General features: G+C 68.0%; 14 protein-coding genes and 1 pseudogene. 9 read left to right on the top strand and 6 right to left on the bottom strand.

All coding sequences use genetic code 11. The annotated features are described in order from the left end of the window. Positions 1 to 11: 11 nt before the first annotated feature. Positions 12 to 440, top strand: coding sequence for a type II toxin-antitoxin system Rv0910 family toxin (locus tag OCQ_RS12860; RefSeq protein ID WP_080588062.1), 429 nt, complete (start codon positions 12 to 14; stop codon positions 438 to 440). A 4-nt stretch (positions 441 to 444) separates the two neighbouring features. Here OCQ_RS12860 and OCQ_RS12855 read toward each other — a convergent pair whose 3' ends face one another. The 5 genes from OCQ_RS12855 to malQ form a co-directional block, all read right to left on the bottom strand. Beyond that, positions 445 to 726, bottom strand: coding sequence for a LapA family protein (locus OCQ_RS12855; protein ID WP_008257067.1), 282 nt, complete (start codon positions 724 to 726; stop codon positions 445 to 447). Between the two features lie 93 nt (positions 727 to 819). After that, on the bottom strand, positions 820 to 2,595 hold the full coding sequence (locus tag OCQ_RS12850) for a molybdopterin-dependent oxidoreductase (protein ID WP_008257065.1): 1,776 nt from the start codon (positions 2,593 to 2,595) through the stop codon (positions 820 to 822). A 266-nt stretch (positions 2,596 to 2,861) separates the two neighbouring features. Then, the gene (locus OCQ_RS12845) at positions 2,862 to 3,332 is read right to left on the bottom strand and encodes a nuclear transport factor 2 family protein (protein ID WP_014384787.1); all 471 of its coding nucleotides are present in this window, start codon (positions 3,330 to 3,332) and stop codon (positions 2,862 to 2,864) included. A gap of 4 nt (positions 3,333 to 3,336) precedes the next feature. Next, on the bottom strand, positions 3,337 to 4,218 hold the full coding sequence (locus tag OCQ_RS12840) for an LLM class F420-dependent oxidoreductase (protein ID WP_041297849.1): 882 nt from the start codon (positions 4,216 to 4,218) through the stop codon (positions 3,337 to 3,339). A gap of 35 nt (positions 4,219 to 4,253) precedes the next feature. Next, on the bottom strand, positions 4,254 to 6,437 hold the full coding sequence (gene malQ / locus OCQ_RS12835; RefSeq protein ID WP_014384785.1) for a 4-alpha-glucanotransferase: 2,184 nt from the start codon (positions 6,435 to 6,437) through the stop codon (positions 4,254 to 4,256). A 414-nt stretch (positions 6,438 to 6,851) separates the two neighbouring features. Here malQ and eccB point away from each other — a divergent pair, with 414 nt between their 5' ends. Beyond that, the gene (gene eccB, locus OCQ_RS12830) at positions 6,852 to 8,369 is read left to right on the top strand and encodes a type VII secretion protein EccB (RefSeq protein WP_009954151.1); all 1,518 of its coding nucleotides are present in this window, start codon (positions 6,852 to 6,854) and stop codon (positions 8,367 to 8,369) included. Next, positions 8,366 to 12,529, top strand: coding sequence for a type VII secretion protein EccC (locus tag OCQ_RS12825; protein ID WP_009954152.1), 4,164 nt, complete (start codon positions 8,366 to 8,368; stop codon positions 12,527 to 12,529). The genes eccB and OCQ_RS12825 overlap by 4 nt, the downstream gene beginning before the upstream one ends. A gap of 43 nt (positions 12,530 to 12,572) precedes the next feature. Here OCQ_RS12825 and OCQ_RS12820 read toward each other — a convergent pair whose 3' ends face one another. Then, positions 12,573 to 13,736, bottom strand: coding sequence for a cytochrome P450 (locus tag OCQ_RS12820; protein ID WP_014384783.1), 1,164 nt, complete (start codon positions 13,734 to 13,736; stop codon positions 12,573 to 12,575). Between the two features lie 190 nt (positions 13,737 to 13,926). On the opposite strand from OCQ_RS12820, the gene OCQ_RS12815 reads away from it, so the two are divergent. The 6 genes and pseudogenes from OCQ_RS12815 (at position 13,927) to OCQ_RS12785 (ending at position 20,528) form a co-directional block, all read left to right on the top strand. Further along, positions 13,927 to 14,121: a ferredoxin gene (locus tag OCQ_RS12815; RefSeq protein ID WP_009954154.1), complete on the top strand. Its 195-nt coding sequence runs from the start codon at positions 13,927 to 13,929 to the stop codon at positions 14,119 to 14,121. 489 nt (positions 14,122 to 14,610) lie between these two features. Next, positions 14,611 to 15,822 carry a PPE family protein gene (locus tag OCQ_RS12810; RefSeq protein WP_014384782.1) on the top strand — a complete coding sequence of 404 codons (1,212 nt, stop codon included), beginning with the start codon at positions 14,611 to 14,613 and terminating at the stop codon, positions 15,820 to 15,822. Between the two features lie 49 nt (positions 15,823 to 15,871). Then, positions 15,872 to 16,033 (top strand): annotated as a pseudogene (locus OCQ_RS12805) (PE domain-containing protein); the annotation flags it as partial. Between the two features lie 7 nt (positions 16,034 to 16,040). Beyond that, positions 16,041 to 17,234 carry a PPE family protein gene (locus OCQ_RS12800; protein WP_014384781.1) on the top strand — a complete coding sequence of 398 codons (1,194 nt, stop codon included), beginning with the start codon at positions 16,041 to 16,043 and terminating at the stop codon, positions 17,232 to 17,234. Positions 17,235 to 17,731: 497 nt separating this feature from the next. Continuing rightward, positions 17,732 to 18,985, top strand: coding sequence for a PPE family protein (locus OCQ_RS12795; RefSeq protein ID WP_014384779.1), 1,254 nt, complete (start codon positions 17,732 to 17,734; stop codon positions 18,983 to 18,985). A gap of 331 nt (positions 18,986 to 19,316) precedes the next feature. Next, complete coding sequence (locus OCQ_RS12785; RefSeq protein WP_014384777.1) at positions 19,317 to 20,528, top strand: PPE family protein; 1,212 nt, start codon at positions 19,317 to 19,319, stop codon at positions 20,526 to 20,528. Positions 20,529 to 20,832: the final 304 nt, after the last annotated feature.

The raw sequence follows: 20,832 nt of genomic DNA, 5'->3' as shown, positions 1-20,832 counted from the left end.
GGAGGAACGCCTTGGCTCGAGTAGATGTTTCGGTGTCCTCGAAGGTGGAGCCGGAAGCGGCCTGGAAGCTGGCGTCGGACCTGGACCGGTTCGACGAGTGGATGACGATCTTCGCTGGGTGGCGAAGCCCCGTTCCCGACACGATCGAGGAAGGCACCTGTGTCTCGTCGTGCGTGAAGGTCAAGGGTTTCCGCAACGTCATCCATTGGACCGTCACCCGGTACGACGAGCCGAAATCGATTGAGCTGCAAGGCCGCGGCCGTGGTGGAATCCGGCTCAATGTGGAGATGACCGTGTCGGCGAACGACCCGGGATCGACCTTTCACCTCACCGCCGACCTCAAAGGCGGCCTGCTCAGCGGGCCGATCGGGGGACTGGTCGCCAGGGTGCTGCGATCGGACATGCAAAAGTCCGTGAACAACCTCGCGTCGTTGCGGTAGGGACCTATCGGCCCGGGTGACCGATCACCCATTCGCGCTGCGCCTGGCGAATCCGCCTGCGGTCCATCGCAAGCCACGCCAGGCCCGCCCCGAACGCGAGCATCGCGACGATCGCCGCGACGACGCCCGCGTGAGCCTGTCCCAGGGCAAAGTTCGCCACGCACACCACGAACGCCAGCGCGGCCGCACAGACCACGACCAATCCGGGCGTCTGCGCCGCATCATGCATCGAGTCGTCGCCGCGGCGGGCAACGGTCCGATCATCATCGACAGGGCTGTGCCTCATGGGCGTCTCCTCTGCTGTCGCTTCCGTCCGGCCGATGCAGTGGAGCTACCCAAAACACCGGCTGGACAAACGACTTGGCGGAGTCGACGGCCGCTACAGGGTCTGGTGCCGCCCGAAGTACTTGTGGTCCTCGCTGTAGCCGCCATAGCCGCTTCCGATGTCGCGGTAGTCGGCGACGAATTCGATTCCCTTGATCCACTTCACCAATTTGAATCCGTGCTGCAGCTCGTTGCGCAGCCGCAGCGGCCTGCCGTGCATGTACGGCAGCTGCTGGTCGTTCATGTTGTAGGCCAGCATCGTCATGTGGTGGTCCATCTGACCGATGTGATGGGCGTTGTAGTAGATGCCCCCCGTGGCGCCCAGACCCATCGAATAGAACACCGCCCACTTCGCCTCGGGCAGCGGCTTGACGATGTCCATGATCGTCTTCATTTGCACGCCACCCCATTTGGCGACGCCCGACCACGCCTGGATGCAGAAGTGCTGGCTGATCTGCTCGTGGTAGGGCAACGCCATCAAGTCCTCGAGCGAGAACTCCATCGGGTGCTCGACCAGGCCGTAGACCTTCAGCCGCCAGTTCTTGAAGTCGTCGCGCTCGAGCTCTTTGTATTCGACGGTCTCGGGGAGGCGGCCGTTGCGCCAGTGGTGCGGCGAGATGTCCTTTTCGGTGAAGGCGCCCGGCTTGGGGTCCAGCCGTTCGAGCGCCCGCTGGAACGGCCCGACCAGGGCGTACCCGACCCGCTGAACGACCCGCGGGTGCTTGATGGTGAACGGGGTGGCCCACACCCACGCGACGGCCGTCAGCACCATGGCCGCGGCGAAGATCCAGAAACCCATCCAGCTGTTGTCGTCGCGGGAGGCGAACATGTGGTTGAGGTTCCGCAGTGCCTCGGTGGTCAACACCATCGTCACGTGCACCAGGATGAAGAACAGGAAGTACACCAGCACCAGGAAATGCAGCGACCGCGCGTGCTGAATGCTCAGGCGCTTGCTCAGCCAGTGCACGCGCTGCGACAGCGCCGGCGACATCCCCAGGCCGGTGATCAACGCGGCTGGCGCGGCGATGAAGACGGTGGTGAAGTACGACAGCAGCTGCAGGCCGTTGTAGGCGACCCAGCCGTTGTCGGTCGGCCAGTCCAGCGACATGTACTGAATCGCGACCGACGCGGCATTGGGAAAGACGTCCCAGCTGGTCGGCACAATGTGGCGCCACTGCCCGGTGGTGAACAGCAACACGTAGAAGACCGCCCCGTTGAGGAGCCACAACACGTCGACGCCGAGATGCCACCATCGCGCCAGCCCGATGGAGTGCCGGAATCCGGGCAGGCCGAATTGCGGCGGCAGGGCGACGGTGTCGGCGTTGGCGGTCCACAGCTCGTCGTCCGGCACCGGCGGGCCGACCCGCAGCCACTCGTCCTTGCCCGGGGTGGCGTTGCGGCTGAAATAGAGCCGGGGATGGTCACAGAGAATCTGAATCCCCGTCCTGATGATGAACATCATCATGAACAGGTTGAAGAAGTGCGTCCAACCGATCCACGCGGGCAGCCCGTCGGGGGCACCGCTGTGCGGATCGGTCCCGGGGTAGCGCGCGATGAACGACTGAATGGCCGGCATGTTGTGCAGGCCCTTGCCGATCGCCACCGACGCGATCAGCAGTCCAAAGCCGATCGGGATCAACCACAGAAGGTTGAACCACCGGTCACGGCCGACGCGCAACTTCGGGGCGGTCGCCCGCCTGGTCAGATCGAACCCGCCGCCGTACTCCTCGACATCGATGGTGTCGTGGGCGGTATGGATCTCGTGCCGATAACCAGGATCGGATGTCAGCGGCGTGCCTACCGCCAACGTCGAGACTGAGCCGTTCCCCACCGGGTCAATACGTTTGCTTTCGGCATGCGTCACGGGGTTGAAAATACACCAAAACACCTGGATAAATCCAAGTTTGATTGGAAAAAATCCTTCCGTGGCGCGTCGTGTCCCGTCGTGTGATCGTCGGCAACAGTTGCCAGGGGGCGGAATCCGCTCCGGCTCGAACGCCGGTTGCCGCAACTGCCTACGGAACGCTCAATTCTTTCCGCAAACACGGCTCCTTGGCGATTGCTGTGAATTCTCTCCCAACCTCCTAGCAGACGAGGCTAGGCGGTGTCGCGCGGTAACAGCCGGCGCACCGGGCGCGTCTCGAGGGCGTTGATCGTCAGCGCGCGGCGGGCGATCCGCCAGCCGGCGGCCGTCAGCTCGTATGCGTCGTCGTAGCGCAGGTGCCACACCACATCCACCACCTCGTCGCCCCGCGGGTTCCAGTGGTGGGCGACGCACGCGACGCGCCCGCGCGCGGCCCCCCGCCGCCCGGCCGCCTCGTACACCTCGCCGACGATCGCGTGCTCGGTGCGCGCGACCGCGGCCACGGCCCCGACGGCCCTCGCGATGGCGTCGCGGCCGCGATGCGCATTTGTCGGCAACAGATCGGCCGGTGGCGAGGGCACGACCAACTCGGCCTCGGTGGTGAAAAGCTCTGCGACGGCGCCGAATTCACGGTCATCGACGTGGGCGGCGTACCGGTGAACCACATCGCTGAGCGCCATTCGCTCGTCGGCGGAAAGCGTCATCGGTTCACGAAACCAGCGACAGCCGCTGCGCGCACGCCGACAGGGCGTCCTTGGCCGCCTCGAGGTCGGCGGTCGGCGGCATGGCCAGCACCAGCCGGTCGGCGCCCTGGTCGACCAGGCCCGCCGCGCGCTCGGCGTCGATCTTGGTGACACTGTGGCCCAGCGACACCTCCAGTGCCGCGGGGTCGCGGCCTGCCGCCGATGCCTCCTCGCGCATGAGCCCGATCAGCGACGCCAGCGCCGGACCGGTGACGCCAAGGGGCTGGAACCCGTCGCCGAAGCGCCCCGCACGGCGTGCGGCCGCTCGGCTGTGGCCGCCTATGTGCACCGGAAACCGTTCCCCGGCAACGGGTTTGGGATAGCTCATCACATTGTCGAAGCTGAAGAAGTCACCGTGGAAGGACGCCCCCTGGGGTCGGTCGGCCCACAGCGCGCGCAGCACCGCCAGCTGCTCGTCGGCCCGCCTGCCCCGATTGTCGAAGTCCGCGCCGCACGCCTGCAGCTCCTCTTTGAGCCAGCCCACGCCCACACACAGCCGCAGCCTTCCACCGGAGAGGGCGTCGACGGTGGCGACCCGCTTGGCGAGCACCACCGGGTGGTGGTTGGGCAGCACCAGCACCCCGGTGGCCAGCCCGAGGCTGGTGGTGTGGCCGGCCAGAAAGGCCAGCAGATCCAGCGGGTCCGGGATGGGGCAGTCGGGGGCCAGCCCGACCCGCCCGGAACGGTCGTAGGGATAGACGCTGTCGTAGCGCGTGAGCAGGACCGTGTGCTCGACGGCGACGATCGATTCGAATCCGCAGGCTTCGAGGTGGCGCGCGAAGGCCACCATCCACTCGGGGTCCGCGGTGACACCGTCGGCGACCGGGGCCACCACTGAGACCTTCATGGTTGGTGAAGCTAACAAGCCGACCGGTCGCGCGGTCAGCGGGCCGCGCTTTGAACGCTCTCCGAGCTTTCCGAGGCGGCCGGGGCGATCGCGGCGCGCACGGCCTCGGCCAGCGTGGCGGCCCGGGGGTCGGTGAACACGTCTTCGAGCAGCACGTCGCGCCCGTCCGGACCGGTCAGCGGGACCCGCCAGTTGGGGTATTCGTCCGTGGTGCCGGGCTGGTTCTGGGTGCGACGGTCACCGACGGCGTCGGTGAGCGCCAGCCCCAGCAGCCGCGACGGCGTCCGGCCCAGGTACTTGTACAGCGCCAGGACGACCTGCTGCGGGTCGTCTTCGCCTTCATCGAGCAGCCCCACCCGGCGCAACTCGGCCAGCCACGCCGCCAACTCGGCACGGTCGGACTCGAGCTCCTCGGCGACGGGCCGGGTCAGCAATCCCAGCGAGTCACGCAGCCGCACATGGTCGCCCGCCAGGTAGCCGGCCGTCGGCGGCAGGTCGTGGGTGGTGACCGAGGACAGGCAGTACTCCCGCCAGCGCTCCGCCGGCAGTGGTCCGCCGTTCCCGTCGCGGTCCAGCTCGAACCAGAGGATCGACGTGCCCAGCAGCCCCCGCAACAACAGGTAGTCGCGCACCCACGGCTCGACCGTGCCGAGGTCCTCGCCCACCACCACCGCGCCGGCCCGGTGTGCCTCCAGGGCGACGATGCCGATCATGGCTTCGTGGTCGTAGCGGACGTAGGTGCCCTCGGTGGGTGATGCACCCCGCGGGATCCACCAGAGCCGGAACAACCCGATGATGTGGTCGATGCGCACCCCGCCGGCGTGCCGCAGCACCGCGCGGATCAACGCGCGAAACGGCCGGTACTCGTGCTCGTCCAGTCGGTCCGGCCGCCACGGCGGCTGCGACCAGTCCTGGCCGAGCTGATTGAACTCGTCCGGTGGCGCCCCGGCGGTCACGCCCAGCGCCATCACATCCTGCAGCGCCCAGGTGTCGGCGCCGTTGGGGTGCACGCCGACGGCCAGGTCGCCCATGATGCCCAACGACATTCCGGCCCGGATCGCCTGGGACTGGGCCGCGGCGAGCTGCTCGTCGATTTGCCATTGCAACCAGCGGTGGAAATCGACTGTGTCGGAATGTTTTTCGACAAAGTCTGCGACCCCGGACGCGTCGGGATGTTGCAGCGATTCGGGCCAACAATGCCAGTCATCGCCGTATTGTTCGGCCAGCGCGCACCAGGTCGCGAAGTCGTCGAGCGCGCGGCCCTCCCGGTCGCGGAACGCCGCGTACGACAGCTCCCGGCCCGCCGACCGCGGTTCCTCGTGCAGCAGCTTGAGGGCGGCCCGTTTGGCCGCCCACGAGCTGTCGCGGTCGATGGTGTCGACGCGGCCGGCGCGCTCCTGGACGTCCGCGCGCAGCCGGCGGACCCGGCTGCGCTTGCCCAGGTCGGCGAATTCGGGGATCGCCTCGACGCGAAGATAAATCGGATTGACGAAGCGCCGCGACGTCGGCAGGTACGGCGATGGCTCCATCCGGCCCTTCGGACCCGCAGGCGCCGCCGCATGCAGCGGATTGACCAGAAGGTAATCGGCGCCGTGGCGCGACGCCGACCACACCGCGAGGTCGGTCAGATCGGTGAGATCGCCGACGCCCCAGGACCGCCGGGACCGCACGCTGTAGAGCTGAACGGCCAGGCCCCAGGCGCGACGGTTGCCGAGCCGCTCCGGCAGCCCGAGCCAATCCGGCGTCACGATCAGCGCGGTGCTGGTCTCGGAGTCCCCGGACCGCAGGTGCACCCGGTGATACCCCAGCGGCAGGTCGGTGGGCAGCAGGAAGCTGGCCTCGCCGACCCAGCGTCCGTCCAGGTCGAACGGCGGGGTGAAGTTGTCGACCTGCGCGACGTCGCCGCGCACCGTGCCGTCCTCGAGCGTCAACCACACCTCGGCGGGAGCACCATGGGTGACGTGGGCCCAAAACCGGATCTGCTCACCGGTGCGGCCGACGATGGTCGCCGGCAGCCGCCGCGCCCAGTGCGACCGCAGCTTGGCGGTGAGCGCGAGGTTGCGTTCCTGTTCGTCGTCGGCCGCGACGCCGAGCGCGGCCAGCACGGCCTTGAGCGTCGCCTCCGACACCCGCACCCGCCTGCCGCTCCAGTCCTCGTACTCCGTCGCGATGCCGTACCTCCGGGCGAGTTCGATCAGCGACGGTGCGAGTTCGGTCATAGGGCCATCTTGCTGCCAGGATTCGCCGACCGGCGACCCGGACCCGACGCAGTTGGCGTTTTCTTTGCTGGACGGCCGCCTTCCGTTCATCTGCCCCGCCCGTCGGTGACCCGCCCCGCGCGCTCGACAGGACGCCGGCGCGATGGGCCACTACGATGCCGTGAGGGGATTCGGTGGCTGGTCTTGGGGGAACAGAAACTGCCAGCTCAACGGCGCCGGTCGGGGCCGTCCGCGCGGGGGCGCCGGCGCGGTGAACGGGCCGGATCCGGGCGCGATGAGCAGAGGCAGAAGTGAATGCGCTTCGGCGCCGCATGGCGAGGTCCGTGCAGGTGCCTTACCGTTGTCATGTAATTCGCGCTGGATCGGTTCACAGGGGCCGAATCCAGGCGTTCGAGCAACCCGGATGGTGAATTAGTGGCGGAAGAGAGTCGCGGGCAGCGCGGGTCGGGGTACGGCCTTGGGCTGTCGACGCGGACCCAGGTCACCGGCTATCAGTTCCTTGCCCGCCGGACCGCGATAGCGCTGACCCGGTGGCGCGTGCGCATGGAGGTCGAGCCCGGCCGACGGCAGAACCTCGCCGTGGTGGCATCGATTTCGGCCGCCCTGGTGATCTGCCTGGGCGCGCTGCTCTATTCGTTCATCAGCCCGGCCGGCCAGATCAACGAGTCGCCGATCATCGCCGACCGCGACTCGGGCGCCCTGTACGTCCGGGTGGGGGACCGGCTGTATCCCGCGCTGAACCTGGCGTCGGCGCGGCTGATCACCGGCCGCCCGGACAATCCGCACCTGGTTCGGTCGAGCCAGATCGCCAGCCTGCCGCGCGGCCCGATGGTGGGCATCCCGGGTGCGCCGTCGAGCTTCCACCCCACCAGCCCGGGCGCCTCGTCATGGTTGGTCTGCGACACCGTGGCGAACTCGACCGGCGCGGGCGCCCCGTCCGGCGTGACGGTCACGGTCATCGACGGCAATCCCGATCTGAGCCACCACCGGCGGGTGCTGACCGGGACGGACGCGGTGGTGCTGAACTACGGCGGCGACGCCTGGGTGATCCGCGACGGACGCCGCTCGCGCATCGACGCCGCGAACCGGTCGGTGCTGCTGCCGCTGGGCCTGACCCCCGAGCAGGTCAGCATGGCCAAGCCAATGAGCCGCGCCCTCTACGACGCGTTGCCGGTGGGTCCGGAACTGACGGTGCCCCAGATTCAGAACGCGGGCGCCGGCGCGTCCTTCCCGGGGGCGCCCGGACCGATCGGCACGGTGATCGTCACCCCGCAAATCAGTGGGCCGCAACAGTATTCGCTGGTGTTGGCCGACGGTGTGCAGACGCTGCCGCCGTTGGTGGCCCAGATCCTGCAGAACGCCGGACCGGGCAACACCAAACCCGTGACGGTGGAACCGTCCGCGTTGGCGAAGATGCCGGTGGTCAACAAGCTGGACCTGTCGTCCTACCCGGATGCGCCCCTGAACGTGATGGACATCCGCGAGAACCCGGCGACCTGCTGGTGGTGGCAGAAGACCTCCGGTGAAAACCGGGCCCGCGTGCAGGTCATCTCCGGCGCGACCATCCCGGTCGAGACGAAGGACGTCAACCGGGTGGTGTCGCTGGTCAAGGCGGACACCACCGGCCGCGAAGCCGACCAGGTGTTCTTCGGGCCCGACTACGCGAACTTCGTCGCCGTCACCGGAAACGATCCCGGTGCCAAGACCACCGAATCGCTGTGGTGGCTCACGGACGCGGGCGCCCGGTTCGGGGTCGACGACACCCGTGAAGTCCGAGAAGCGTTGGGCCTGAAGACGAAACCGGCCCTGGCGCCGTGGGTGGCGCTGCGGCTGCTGCCGCAGGGGCCGACGTTGTCGCGCTCGGATGCGCTGGTGCAGCACGACACGCTGCCGATGGATATGTCCCCAGGAGAGTTGACGGTACCGAAGTGAAACGTGGATTTGCCCGGCCGACACCGGAGAAGCCCCCGGTCATCAAGCCGGAGAACATCGTCCTTCCGACCCCGCTGAGCATTCCGCCGCCGGAGGGCAAGCCCTGGTGGCTGGTGGTGGTCGGTGTGCTGGTGGTCGGCCTGCTGATCGGCATGGTCGGCATGACGTTCGCCAGCGGCTCGCACGTGTTCGGTGGCGCGGGCGCCATCTTCCCGATCTTCATGATCGGCGGCGTCGCGATGATGATGTTCGGCGGCCGGTTCGGCGGCCAGCAGCAGATGAGCCGGCCGAAGCTGGACTCGATGCGCGCCCAGTTCATGTTGATGCTCGACATGCTGCGCGAGACCGCCCACGAGTCGGCCGACAGCATGGACGCCAACTACCGGTGGTTCCACCCCGCGCCCACCACGCTGGCCGCCGCGGTCGGATCCTCGCGCATGTGGGAACGCAAGCCCGACGGCAAGGACCTGAACTTCGGCGTGGTCCGTGTCGGCGTCGGCATGACACGTCCCGAGGTGACCTGGGGCGAGCCCCAGAACATGCCGACCGACATCGAGCTCGAGCCGGTGACCGGTAAGGCGCTTCAGGAGTTCGGGCGCTATCAGAGCGTCGTTTACAACCTGCCCAAGATGATCTCGGTGCTGGTCGAACCCTGGTACTCGCTGGCCGGGGACCGCGAGCAGGTCCTGGGTTTGATGCGGGCGATCGTCTGCCAGCTGGCGTTCTCCCACGGCCCCGACCATGTTCGGATGATCGTGGTCAGTTCGGATGTGGACGAATGGGACTGGGTGAAATGGCTGCCCCACTTCGGTGATCCGCGCCGCCAGGACGCGGCGGGCAACGCGCGCATGGTGTACAGCTCGGTGCGCGAGTTCGCCGCCGAGCAGGCCGAATTGTTCGCCGGCCGTGGGTCTTTCACCCCCCGCCACGCCAGCTCGGCCGCCCAGACCCCGACGCCGCACACGGTGATCATCGCCGATGCCGTTGACCCCCAATGGGAGTACGTGATCAGCGGCGAGGGCGTCGACGGGGTGACGTTCTTCGATCTCACCGGCTCGCCGATGTGGAGCGCGGTGCCGGAGCGGACCCTGCGGTTCGACAAGATGGGTGTGATCGAGGCGCTGCCCCGCGACCGCGACACCTGGATGGTGATCGACGAGAAGCCGTGGTTCTTCGCCCTCACCGACCACATCAGCGTCGCCGAGGCGGAGGAGTTCGCGCAGAAGCTGGCGCGCTGGCGGCTCGCCGAGGCGTACGAGGAGATCGGCCAGCGGGTGGCGCACATCGGCGCCCGAGACATCATGTCCTACTACGGAATTGACGATCCCGGCCACATCGATTTCGAGGCGTTGTGGGGCAGCCGCAACGACTCGATGGGCCGGTCGCGGTTGCGGGCCCCGTTCGGTGTGCGTTCCGACAACGGCGAGCTGTTGTTCCTGGACATGAAGTCGCTGGACGAAGGCGGCGACGGCCCCCACGGCGTCATGTCCGGGACGACGGGTTCGGGGAAGTCGACCCTGGTGCGGACGGTGATCGAATCGCTGATGCTCAGCCACCCGCCGGAGGAGCTGCAGTTCGTGCTGGCCGACCTCAAGGGTGGGTCGGCGGTCAAGCCGTTCGCCGGGGTGCCGCACGTGTCCCGGATCATCACCGACCTGGAAGAGGACCAGGCGTTGATGGAGCGCTTCCTCGACGCGCTGTGGGGCGAGATAGCGCGTCGTAAGGCGATCTGCGACAGCGCGGGTGTCGACGACGCCAAGGAATACAACTCGGTGCGCAGCCGGATGCGGGCGCGCGGCCAGGACATGGCGCCGCTGCCGATGCTCGTGGTCGTCATCGACGAGTTCTACGAATGGTTCCGCATCATGCCGACGGCGGTCGACGTCCTCGACTCGATCGGCCGTCAGGGCCGCGCCTACTGGATCCACCTGATGATGGCGTCGCAGACCATCGAGAGCCGCGCCGAAAAGCTCATGGAGAACATGGGTTACCGGCTGGTGCTCAAGGCGCGTACCGCCGGTGCGGCGCAGGCGGCCGGCGTGCCGAACGCGGTCAACCTGCCTGCCCAGGCGGGCCTGGGGTACTTCCGCCGCAGCTTGGAGGACATCGTCCGGTTCCAGGCCGAATTCCTTTGGCGGGACTACTTTCCGCGCGGCCTCACCGACGACGGGGACGAGGCGCCGGCGTTGGTGCACAGCATCGACTACGTGCGCCCGCAGCTGTTCACGAACTCGTTCACCCCGCTGGAGGTCAGCGTCGGGGGGCCCGAGGTCAACACCCCGGCGATCCCCACCGACGGCGACCTGCCGGAGGTGGAGGGACCGGACGACGACGTCGAAGGGATCCGGACGCCGAAGGTCGGCACGGTCATCATCGATCAGCTGCGCAAGATCGACTTCCAGCCCTACCGGCTGTGGCAGCCGCCGCTGAACCAGCCCGTCGCGATCGACGAGTTGGTGAACCGGTTCCTCGGCCGCCCGTGGCAGCAGGATTACGGCACCGCGCGGGATCTGGTCTTCCCGATCGGGATCATCGACCGCCCGTTCAAGCACGACCAGCCGCCGTGGACCGTCGACACGTCCGGTCCCGGTGCCAACGTCCTGATCCTGGGGGCCGGTGGCTCGGGCAAAACGACCGCGCTGCAGACCCTGATCTGCGCGGCGGCGCTGACCCACACACCCGAGCAGATCCAGTTCTACTGCTTGGCCTACAGCAGCACCGCCCTGACCACGGTCGCCGGGCTGCCCCACGTCGGCGAGGTGGCCGGTCCGACCGACCCGTACGGCGTGCGCCGCACGGTGGCCGAGCTGCTGGCCCTGGTGCGGGAGCGCAAGCGCACCTTCCTCGAGTACGGGATCGCCTCGATGGAGGTGTTCCGGCGGCGGAGGTTCGGCGGCGAGCCCGGGCCGGTCCCCAATGACGGGTTCGGTGACGTCTACCTGGTGGTGGACAACTACCGGGCGCTGGCCGAAGAGAACGAGGTGCTGATCGAGCAGGTGAACGTGATCATCAACCAGGGCCCCTCGTTCGGGGTGCACGTGGTGGTCACCGCCGATCGCGAATCCGAGCTGCGGCCGCCGGTGCGCAGCGGCTTCGGCTCCCGGGTCGAGTTGCGGCTGGCCGCCGTCGAAGACGCCAAGCTGGTGCGGTCCCGGTTCGCCAAGGATGTTCCGGTCAAGCCGGGTCGCGGCATGGTCGCGGTCAACTACGTCCGCCTCGACGCCGACCCGCAGTCCGGTCTGCACACGCTCGTGGCCCGGCCCGCGTTGGCGAGCACGCCGGACAACCGGTTCGAGTCCGACAGCATCGTCGAAGCCGTCAGCCGCGTCGCGAGCGGCCAGGCCCCGCCGGTGCGCCGGTTGCCGGCGACGTTCGGCATCGATCAGCTTCGCGAGATTGCCGCCCAGGACACCCGCCAGGGCGTCGGTGCGGGCGGAATCGCTTGGGCCATCTCGGAATTGGACCTGTCGCCGGTCTACCTCAACTTCGCCGAGAACGCGCACCTGATGGTCACCGGCCGCCGCGAATGTGGGCGTACCACGACGCTGGCCACCATCATGTCCGAGATCGGGCGGCTGTACGCGCCGGGAGCCACCAGCGCCCCGCAGCCGCCGGCGGGGCAACCCTCGGCGCAGGTGTGGCTGGTGGACCCGCGGCGTCAGCTGCTGACGACGCTGGGTTCGGACTACGTGGAGAAGTTCGCCTACAACCTCGACGGCGTGCAGGCGATGATGGGCGAACTGGCCGCGGTCCTGGCCGGCCGCGAGCCACCGCCGGGCCTGTCCGCCGAAGAGTTGCTGTCGCGGTCGTGGTGGAGCGGACCGGAGATCTTCTTGATCGTCGACGACATCCAGCAGCTGCCAGCCGGTTTCGATTCGCCGCTGCACAAGGCCGCACCGTGGGTGACCCGGGCCGCCGACGTCGGCCTGCACGTGATCGTCACCCGGACGTTCGGTGGTTGGTCGTCGGCGGGCAGCGACCCGATGTTGAGGGCGCTGGCCCAGGCGAACGCGCCCCTGCTGGTGATGGACGCCGACCCCGACGAGGGATTCATCCGCGGCAAGATGAAGGGTGGCCCGCTGCCCCGCGGCCGCGGCCTGCTGATGGCCGAGGACACCGGCGTGTTCGTTCAGGTCGCCGCGACGGAGATACGCAAGTAGGAGCCGGCCGCCGCGCCGGGGCGGCCCGGGAAATACCCGGGGCTCAGCCCCAGCGCAGCGGCAGCTCCTTGAGAGCGAAACTCTTTGACGGGTAATTGATCACGGGGGAGTAGTCCGCGGGCAGCTCGAAATCCGGGATCTGGTTGAGCCACTCCGCGACGATCACCGTCAGCTCGATGCGCGCCAGGTGCGAGCCCAGGCACCGGTGCGGACCGCCGCCAAAACCCCAGTGCCGGTGGACTTTCCCGTCCATGTTGAGCTCGTTGGTGGACATCGGGTCGCTGTCGTCGCGGTTGACGGCCGCCATGCACAGCCGCACCGAGGTGCCCGGCGGCAACGTCATGCCGCCGACTTCGACGAACTCGGTGGTGATCCGGGGCGCCACCGGCGCCGACGGTTCCAGCCGGACGATCTCTTCGATGAAAACCCTGATCTGCTTGGGGTTGTCGCGAAGCTCCGCGCGCAGCTGCGGCCGTCGCGCCAGTTCGAAGAGCGAGAATCCGATCGCCGCGGTGACGGTGTCCAGGCCGGCGAGGATCAACAGGTGGCTCATGCCGAGCAGCTCGATGTCACTGAAGTCGCCGCCGCCGGTCATCACCTGCGACAACATGTCCGAGCCGGGGTTTTGCCGGCGCTGCGCGATGGCGTCGACCAGGTATTGCAGCAGCTGCTGGCCCTTCGCCATATCGGCCTGGGTGAGGAACGGCTTGTCGGCGATGACGGAATCTTTCCAATCGATCAGGCGATCGCGATCCTCGAGGGGCAGACCGTAGAGGTCCAGGAACACCTGAAACGGGTACAGGCTCGCGAGATCCGCCATCACCTCGCACTCGCCCCGACCGGCCAGCGCGCCGATCATGTCGCGGGCGTGGCGCTCCAGCGCGGGACGGGACTTACTCAGCGCGTGCGGGCTGAAATACGGCTGCAGGATCTTGCGGTAGCGGGTGTGTTGCGGTGGGTCAAAAGCCAGCGGCAGCACCGGCAGCGGGTGGCCGGGGGGCTGCAGCACCGTCGAGGAAAAGACCTTGGGGTTGCGCAGCGCGGCCAGCACGTCTTCGCGGCGGGTGAGGTAGTAGTGGCCGTTCATGAACACCACCGGCCCCGCATCGCGCAGCGTCTTCCACCCCAGCCCGCGGTCGGCGCTCATCGGCAACTTGTCGACATCCAGCCGGGGTAAGTGGAACGAGCCGTATTGGCCGTCGCTCATGCCGGCACCAACATCCGGGGGCGCATCAATATTGCATGGGGGGCAAAGGAACACGGATCCGAACAGCCGGGCCCATTCGAGCCATTCGGCGCCCGTCCTTGATGGCGAACATCCTCGATACTTTACCGACCGACTAATCTGGGTATCGGACCGTGAAGCGCCGTATCGGACCGCCTAGGGAGGAAACTTCGTGAGGGTTCGCCTGGAGCAGTCGAAATGCGTGGGCCACGCCCAGTGTTACGCCGTCGACCCCGACCTTTTTCCCATTGACGAGTCCGGCTATTCAATTCTTCAGGAGCGTGACGTCCGGCCCGAAGACGAGCAGGTGACTCGCGATGGCGTCGCATCCTGCCCCGAGATGGCGCTGATCCTCGACGAGGACTGACGGCGCAACGACGCCGCCGGACGGCCGCGGTACCGCGCCGTGCAAGCAAACGGTGAATGAACAAACCGTTGCCCTATATGAACTGCTGCCGACCGGGAATGAACAGTGGTTGGCCATTGATAAACAGCGGCCTTTGCGTGTCGGCGTTTGCCCCATAACGAACTAATCTCAGTGCCGGGCGGCAGTTCGGAGGCATGGAGCTGTCGCCCGGTTGCTGAAAACGGGATTGGCCGAGGCAGAAGGTGCATGTCGTTTTTGACCAGAAGTCCGAGAAGCGTGGTGGCAGATCACCTTTCCGGACGCAGCCCCTTGGTCAGCATGCACCGGCCCGCCCGGCCGGCCGAGTCGCGGACCGAACGGCCGCTGACGGGCTCCCGCGGACGCAGCCATCGACCGGTGGGGTCGTTTACAGAGCCGTGATTACCGCCACCACTGATTCCCATGTGACAGCCGAAATCGCCTGCGGGCTCGGCCGACTGAGGAGGATAGGTGCTTGACTTCGGTGCGTTACCGCCCGAAATCAATTCAGGTCGCATGTATGCGGGTCCGGGCTCGGGGCCGATGATGGCCGCGGCCGCCGCGTGGGACGAGATCGCGGCGGAGGTGGGCGTGGCGGCCAACGGGTACAACTCGGTGGTCACGGAGCTCATCAGTGGGCCATGGGTGGGGCCGGCGTCGATCTCGATGATCTCGGCGATCACCCCGTTCATCAGCTGGCTCAGCGCGGTGGCCGCGCAGGCCGAAGAAGCCGCCAGTCAGGGCCGGGTGGCCGCGGCGGCGTTCGAGGCGGCGTTTGCGATGACGGTGCCGCCGCCGGTGATCGCGGCCAATCGGGTGTTGCTGGCGAATCTGATCGCGACGAACTTCTTCGGGCAGAACACCCCGGCGATCGCGGCCACCGAGGCGCAGTACATGGAGATGTGGGCCCAGGACGCCGTGGCGATGTACGGCTACGCCGCATCGTCGGCGATGGCCTCGGAGTTGGCCCCGTTCGCGCCGCCGCCGAAAACCTCAACGCCGGACGCGGCAAGCAACCAGGCCGCCGCGGTGGCGAAGGCCGTGGCCGAACCGGCGGGCAACACGGCGCAAAGCACGTCACAGGTGGCCTCGCCACAAGCGTTGTCGCTGAATGCATCTCAAGCCATGCAGGCGCCGACGACCGCAACGAATGCGGCGTCTACCGGGACCACGACCTCACTCAAGAACATCTTTGGCGACCCGACCTTCAACGACACGATCTTCAAACGCACCACGGGTCTGGCGTACTTCTCTAACGGTATGGGGCAGTTCGCGTCGTCGATCGCCCAGCAGCTGACCTTTGGTCCCGGTGGTAGCACGGCGGGTGCCGGCGGTGCGTGGTTCCCCACGCCCCAGTTCGCAAACTTGGGATTGGGCAACCTAGGTGGCGGAGCGGGCCACCTGAGCGGGGTTACCGCGAGCGCCGGGCAGGCCGCCCGGATCGGGACGTTGTCGGTGCCCCAGCATTGGGCGACGCTCACCTCGGCGGTCAACCCGGCGACGGTGCCCGACCTGGAGGCCACCCCCGTGCAGGCCGCGGCGACGGGAACCACCGGACCGGCCAACGGGCTGTTGCGTGGCATGCCCGCCGGGGCACTGGGACGCCGGGGCGCCGCCGGCGGCTACGTCAATAAATACGGATTCCGCTACAGCGTGCTGACACGCCCACCCTCGGCCGGATGACACCCATGGATACCTCGACAGACGGAGGCGATGCCCCATGACCCACCTCATCCCGGAGGTGACTGCGGCGCAGGCCGCTGCGCACGCACAGATTTATCAGGCCGTCAGCGCACCCGCGGCGGCGATCCACGAAACGTTCGTCAACACCCTGAGCACCGGCTCCGGGTCGTACGCGGTGACTGAGACGGCCAACGCGGCCGCGACGGGTTAAGGAGTCAATGATGTTGGATTACGGGGCTTTTCCGCCGGAGTTCAATTCGGCGCGGATTTATTCGGGTCCGGGGTCGGGTTCGTTGGTGTCTGCGGCGTCGGCGTGGAGTGCGTTGGCGGCGGAGTTGAATTCTGCCGCGCTCAGTTATGAGCAGGTGGTGACCTCGCTGAGCAGTGAGGAGTGGTTGGGTACGGCCTCGGCGATGATGGCCCAGGCGGTGGAGCCTTATATCGCGTGGATGACGTCGGCGGCTGCGCAGGCTGAGGAGGCGGCTACGCAGGCGCGGGCGGCGGCGGCGGCTTATGAGGCGGCGTTGTCGTCGTCGGTGCCGCCACCGCTGGTTGCGTCTAACCGCATGCAATCCAAGCTGTTACAGGCAACCAACGTGTTGGGACAAAACACCCCGCTGATCGCCCAACTGGAGGCCCAGTACGGCGAGTACTGGGCCCAGGATGCCGGAGCAATGTACAGCTATGCGGGCCAGTCATCCTCGGCGACCAAGCAGACGCCCTTTAAGGAGCCACCAAAGATCACCAACGAGTCCGGGACGGCCAACCAGACTGCTGCGGTCACCAACGCGACGAGCAACTCGACTGCGACCGACACGTCAAAAATCTTGCAGACGATGGCGGCACCCGGGTCGAGCGGGACCAACCAGCCCACAGCCGGGACGACCCCGACCGCGACCGCTCCCAGCTCGGGCGGAAGCGGGAGCGGGAGCGTGAGTGACCTCGTCAGCGCCTACAACCCCTTCGCCAGCCTCTTCTATAACACTGAGGGTTTGCCGTATTTCAGCATTGGTATGGGGAACAACTTTGTGCAGATTTCCAAGTCGTTGGGGTTGATCGGTAGTGCGGCCCCGGCGGCGGCCAAGGCCTTGCCCGCGTTGGGGGGTTTGGGCGGGATGCTCGGTGGTGGTGCGGCCGCGGCGCATCCGGTGGCGGCGTTGGGCAGTGCGGCCTCGATCGGGGGCAAGTTGTCGGTGCCGGTGGCCTGGTCGGGGGCTCCGGCGGCGGCGCCGGCGCTCGGGCATGCGATCCCGGTCAGCACCATCAGCGCGGCTCCCGAGGCCGCCGGCGGGCCCGGAAACCTGCTCGGGGGCATGCCGTTGGCCGGTGCCGGCGCCGGCGGGCACGGCGTGGCCGGCCCCAAATACGGCTTCCGACCCACCGTCATGGCCCGACCACCCTTCGCCGGATAGCCTCCCAAGCCCAGCGACACCGGCGCGATCGAAAACACGCCCTGCCCCGAAAGCACCTGCGGCAGGGCGTGTTTCGCCGCGTCCGCACCAATCCCACCGTCCGTCGCTAGGGAGTTGTCGGCCCGCCGGTGGGCGTCGCGACCGTCGTCGCGGCGACGAACCTCGCATCCGCTTTATCTGCGGCCGGATTTTTTGTCCCGCGGCGGGGGTTTCCGCGCCGCGGCGACACCTCGAATCGTCCCGCCCTGGCGAGTGCTGACGCGATATTCCCGCAGGTAACCGCCAGCCGCGGCGGCGCGCGCCCCGGGACGGCCGGGCGTCGGCGCGCGCACGCAGAACCGCTGGGGCTGGTTGTCGCCGCAGCTGCGGCCGGGCGAGGAACCGGCGAGGGGGCGGTGCGCCCATTTAGCCTTCCCAAGCAAGCAACTGCCCGATGTCATCGACTCGAGACCAGGTACGAGGGGATACATGTCGTTCGAGCCCGGCGCCTCATAGCCATGGACTTCGGGGCGTTTCCGCCGGAGATCAATTCCGGTCTCATGTACGCGGGCCCGGGCTCGGGGCCGATGATGGCCGCGGCCGCGGCCTGGGATGGGCTCGGCGCCGAGTTGGGCACGGCCGCAAGCGGTTACGCCTCGGTGATCTCGGAACTGACCCACGCCCTGTGGGTGGGTCCGGCATCGGCGTCGATGTTGTCGGCGGTTATGCCGTATGTGAACTGGCTGGGTGTCCTCGCCGCGCAGGCCGAGGAGACGGCCGGCCAGGCTCGCGCCGCCGCGGCGGCGTTCGAGGCGGCGTTTGCGATGACGGTGCCGCCGCCGGTGATCGCGGCCAACCGGGTGTTGCTGGCGAACCTGGTGGCGACGAACTTCCTCGGGCAGAACACGCCCGCGATCGCGGCCACCGAGGCGCAGTACATGGAGATGTGGGCCCAGGACGCCGGGGCGATGTACGGCTACGCCGGTTCGTCGCTGGCCGCCTCGGAGTTGGTCCCGTTCACGGCGCCGCCCAACACCACGGCCCCGGACGCGACCGGCGACCAGGCCGCCGCGGTGGCGAAGGCCGTCGCCGAACCGGCGGGCAACACCGCACCAACCACCTCGCAGCTGGCATCGCCACACGCGTTGTCGCTCAGCGCAACTCAGGCCGCGCAGACGCCGGCGGCGGTCACCAACTCCTCGGAATCGGGGTTGCTCACCAGCACGCTGCAGAACTTGCTGCAGTCCGGGCTCCCGACCCCGACCAACAACTGGCTGGGCCTGACCCCCACGATCTACGACACGATCCTGAAGCGGACGACGGGTCTGGCGTACTTCTCGAACGGTATTGCGAGCTTCTGCACGTCGATCGCGCAGCAGTTGACGTTTGGTCCCGGTGGTAGCACGGCGGGTGCCGGTGGTGCGTGGTTCCCCACACCGCAGTTCGCGAGTCTGGGCCTGGGCAACCTCGGTGGCGGGCTGGGCCATGCGAGCGGTGGGGTCGCCGCGGGTGCCGGGCAGGCCGCGCGGGTCGGGGCGTTGTCGGTGCCCCAGCATTGGGCGACGCTGACCTCGGCGGTCAGCCCGGCGACGGTGTCGGAGATGGAGGCCACGCCGGTGCAGGCGGCCGCGACGGGCACTTCCGGGCCGGCCAACGGTCTGCTGCGGGGCATGCCCGCGGGGGCGCTGGGTCGCCGGGGCACGGCCGCGGGCTACGTCAACAAATACGGATTCCGCTACAGCGTGCTGACACGCCCACCCTCGGCCGGATAAGCGGCGGAATTCGGCATGCACACCCTCACCTTTAGCCGCGCCCGGATTTTATCCCCGGCCCCGATACCGGCGCCCCGGGCCACCACGACATCGCGCCGCCGCGACCCGCGCGGGCGACCCCTCGGCTCCGGCCGTTTGCGCAGTTCCGGATCGTTATCCGGGCCGACGCCCGCGCGGTCCGTCGGCGCGCCGCGGCCGCTGGCGCCGCCCACCCGGGCGGCCGACCGTGACGCCGCCCGCCGGGCGAACGCGGCGAGGCCGGTCACCAGCGCATTAACGTCGTTCGCAACTCGACGCATCGATCCGCAGATCACAGGTTAAGGGGCTATTCGTGCTGGACTATGGGGCTTTTCCGCCGGAGTTCAATTCGGCGCGGATTTATTCGGGTCCGGGGTCGGGTTCGTTGGTGTCTGCGGCGTCGGCGTGGAGTGCGTTGGCGGCGGAGTTGAATTCTGCCGCGCTCAGTTATGAGCAGGTGGTGACCTCGCTGAGCAGTGAGGAGTGGTTGGGTACGGCCTCGGCGACGATGGCCCAGGCGGTGGAGCCTTATATCGCGTGGATGACGTCGGCGGCTGCGCAGGCTGAGGAGGCGGCCACGCAGGCGCGGGCGGCGGCGGCGGCTTATGAGGCGGCGTTGTCGGCGTCGGTGCCCCCGCCGTTGGTGGCGTCGAATCGGATGCAGGTCAGCCAGTTGCAGGCGACGAATGTGTTGGGGCAGAACACGCCGTTGATCGCGCAGTTGGAGGCTCAGTATGGGGAGTATTGGGCGCAAGATGCCGGGGCGATGTATGGGTATGCGGGTCAGTCGTCGGCGGCGACCAAGCAGACGCCGTTTCAGAAGGCGCCCGAGATCACCAATCCGTCGGGGCAGGCCACTCAGAGCGCCGCGGTGACCAAGGCGACCACGGATTCCACGGCGACCAACACCTCCAAGGTGTTGCAGTCGATGGCCCAACCCGCCAGCAAGGCCACCGCCAACGCGACCGCGCAGGCGACGACCGCCACCGACCCGTTGACCGAGCTCTGGTTCCTGCTGACCGGGCAGACCACCTTCCCCACCAACCTCGGCACGCTGGTCAACGGCTACACCCCGTTCGCGGGCCTCTTCTATAACACTGAGGGTTTGCCGTATTTCAGCATTGGTATGGGGAACAACTTTGTGCAGATTTCCAAGTCGTTGGGGTTGATCGGTAGTGCGGCCCCGGCGGCGGCCAAGGCCTTGCCCGCGTTGGGGGGTTTAGGCGGGATGCTCGGTGGTGGTGCGGCCGCGGCGCATCCGGTGGCGGCGTTGGGCAGCGCGGCCTCGATCGGGGGCAAGTTGTCGGTGCCGGTGGCCTGGTCGGGGGCTCCGGCGGTGGCGCCGGCGCTGGGGCATGCGATCCCGGTCAGCACCATCAGCGCGGCTCCCGAGGCCGCAGGCGGGCCCGGAAACCTGCTCGGGGGCATGCCGTTGGCCGGTGCCGGCGCCGGCGGGCACGGTGTGGCCGGCCCCAAATACGGCTTCCGACCCACCGTCATGGCCCGACCACCCTTCGCGGGCTGAGCCGCGGCCATAGGTGATCGACCAGCTGAAAAGGACGAAAGGAGGTTCGAGGGACGCGCTATCGGCAAAGACCATCGCGCCCGCCGGTGCGACGAGTTCGTCGCCGTCGGGGGCCACCAGCAACTTTTTCGACCCGGGACAGATGCCGTTTGTTCCGGCTGTCGAGCGAAGGGCTGCGGTCGAGGTCAGACGCTGTTACTGTGTCGTTAACGAAAGTGAATTCGCAGTACCACCACGTGAACAATTGCAAACACGCTGCGTCCACCCCGGCCTCAGGGGTCGCAGTCATCTACTCTCGCAGAGT

Origin of the sequence: Mycobacterium paraintracellulare, from assembly GCF_000276825.1 — a bacterium.
Taxonomy (GTDB): domain Bacteria; phylum Actinomycetota; class Actinomycetes; order Mycobacteriales; family Mycobacteriaceae; genus Mycobacterium; species Mycobacterium intracellulare.
This window is presented reverse-complemented; position numbering and strand designations above follow the sequence as displayed.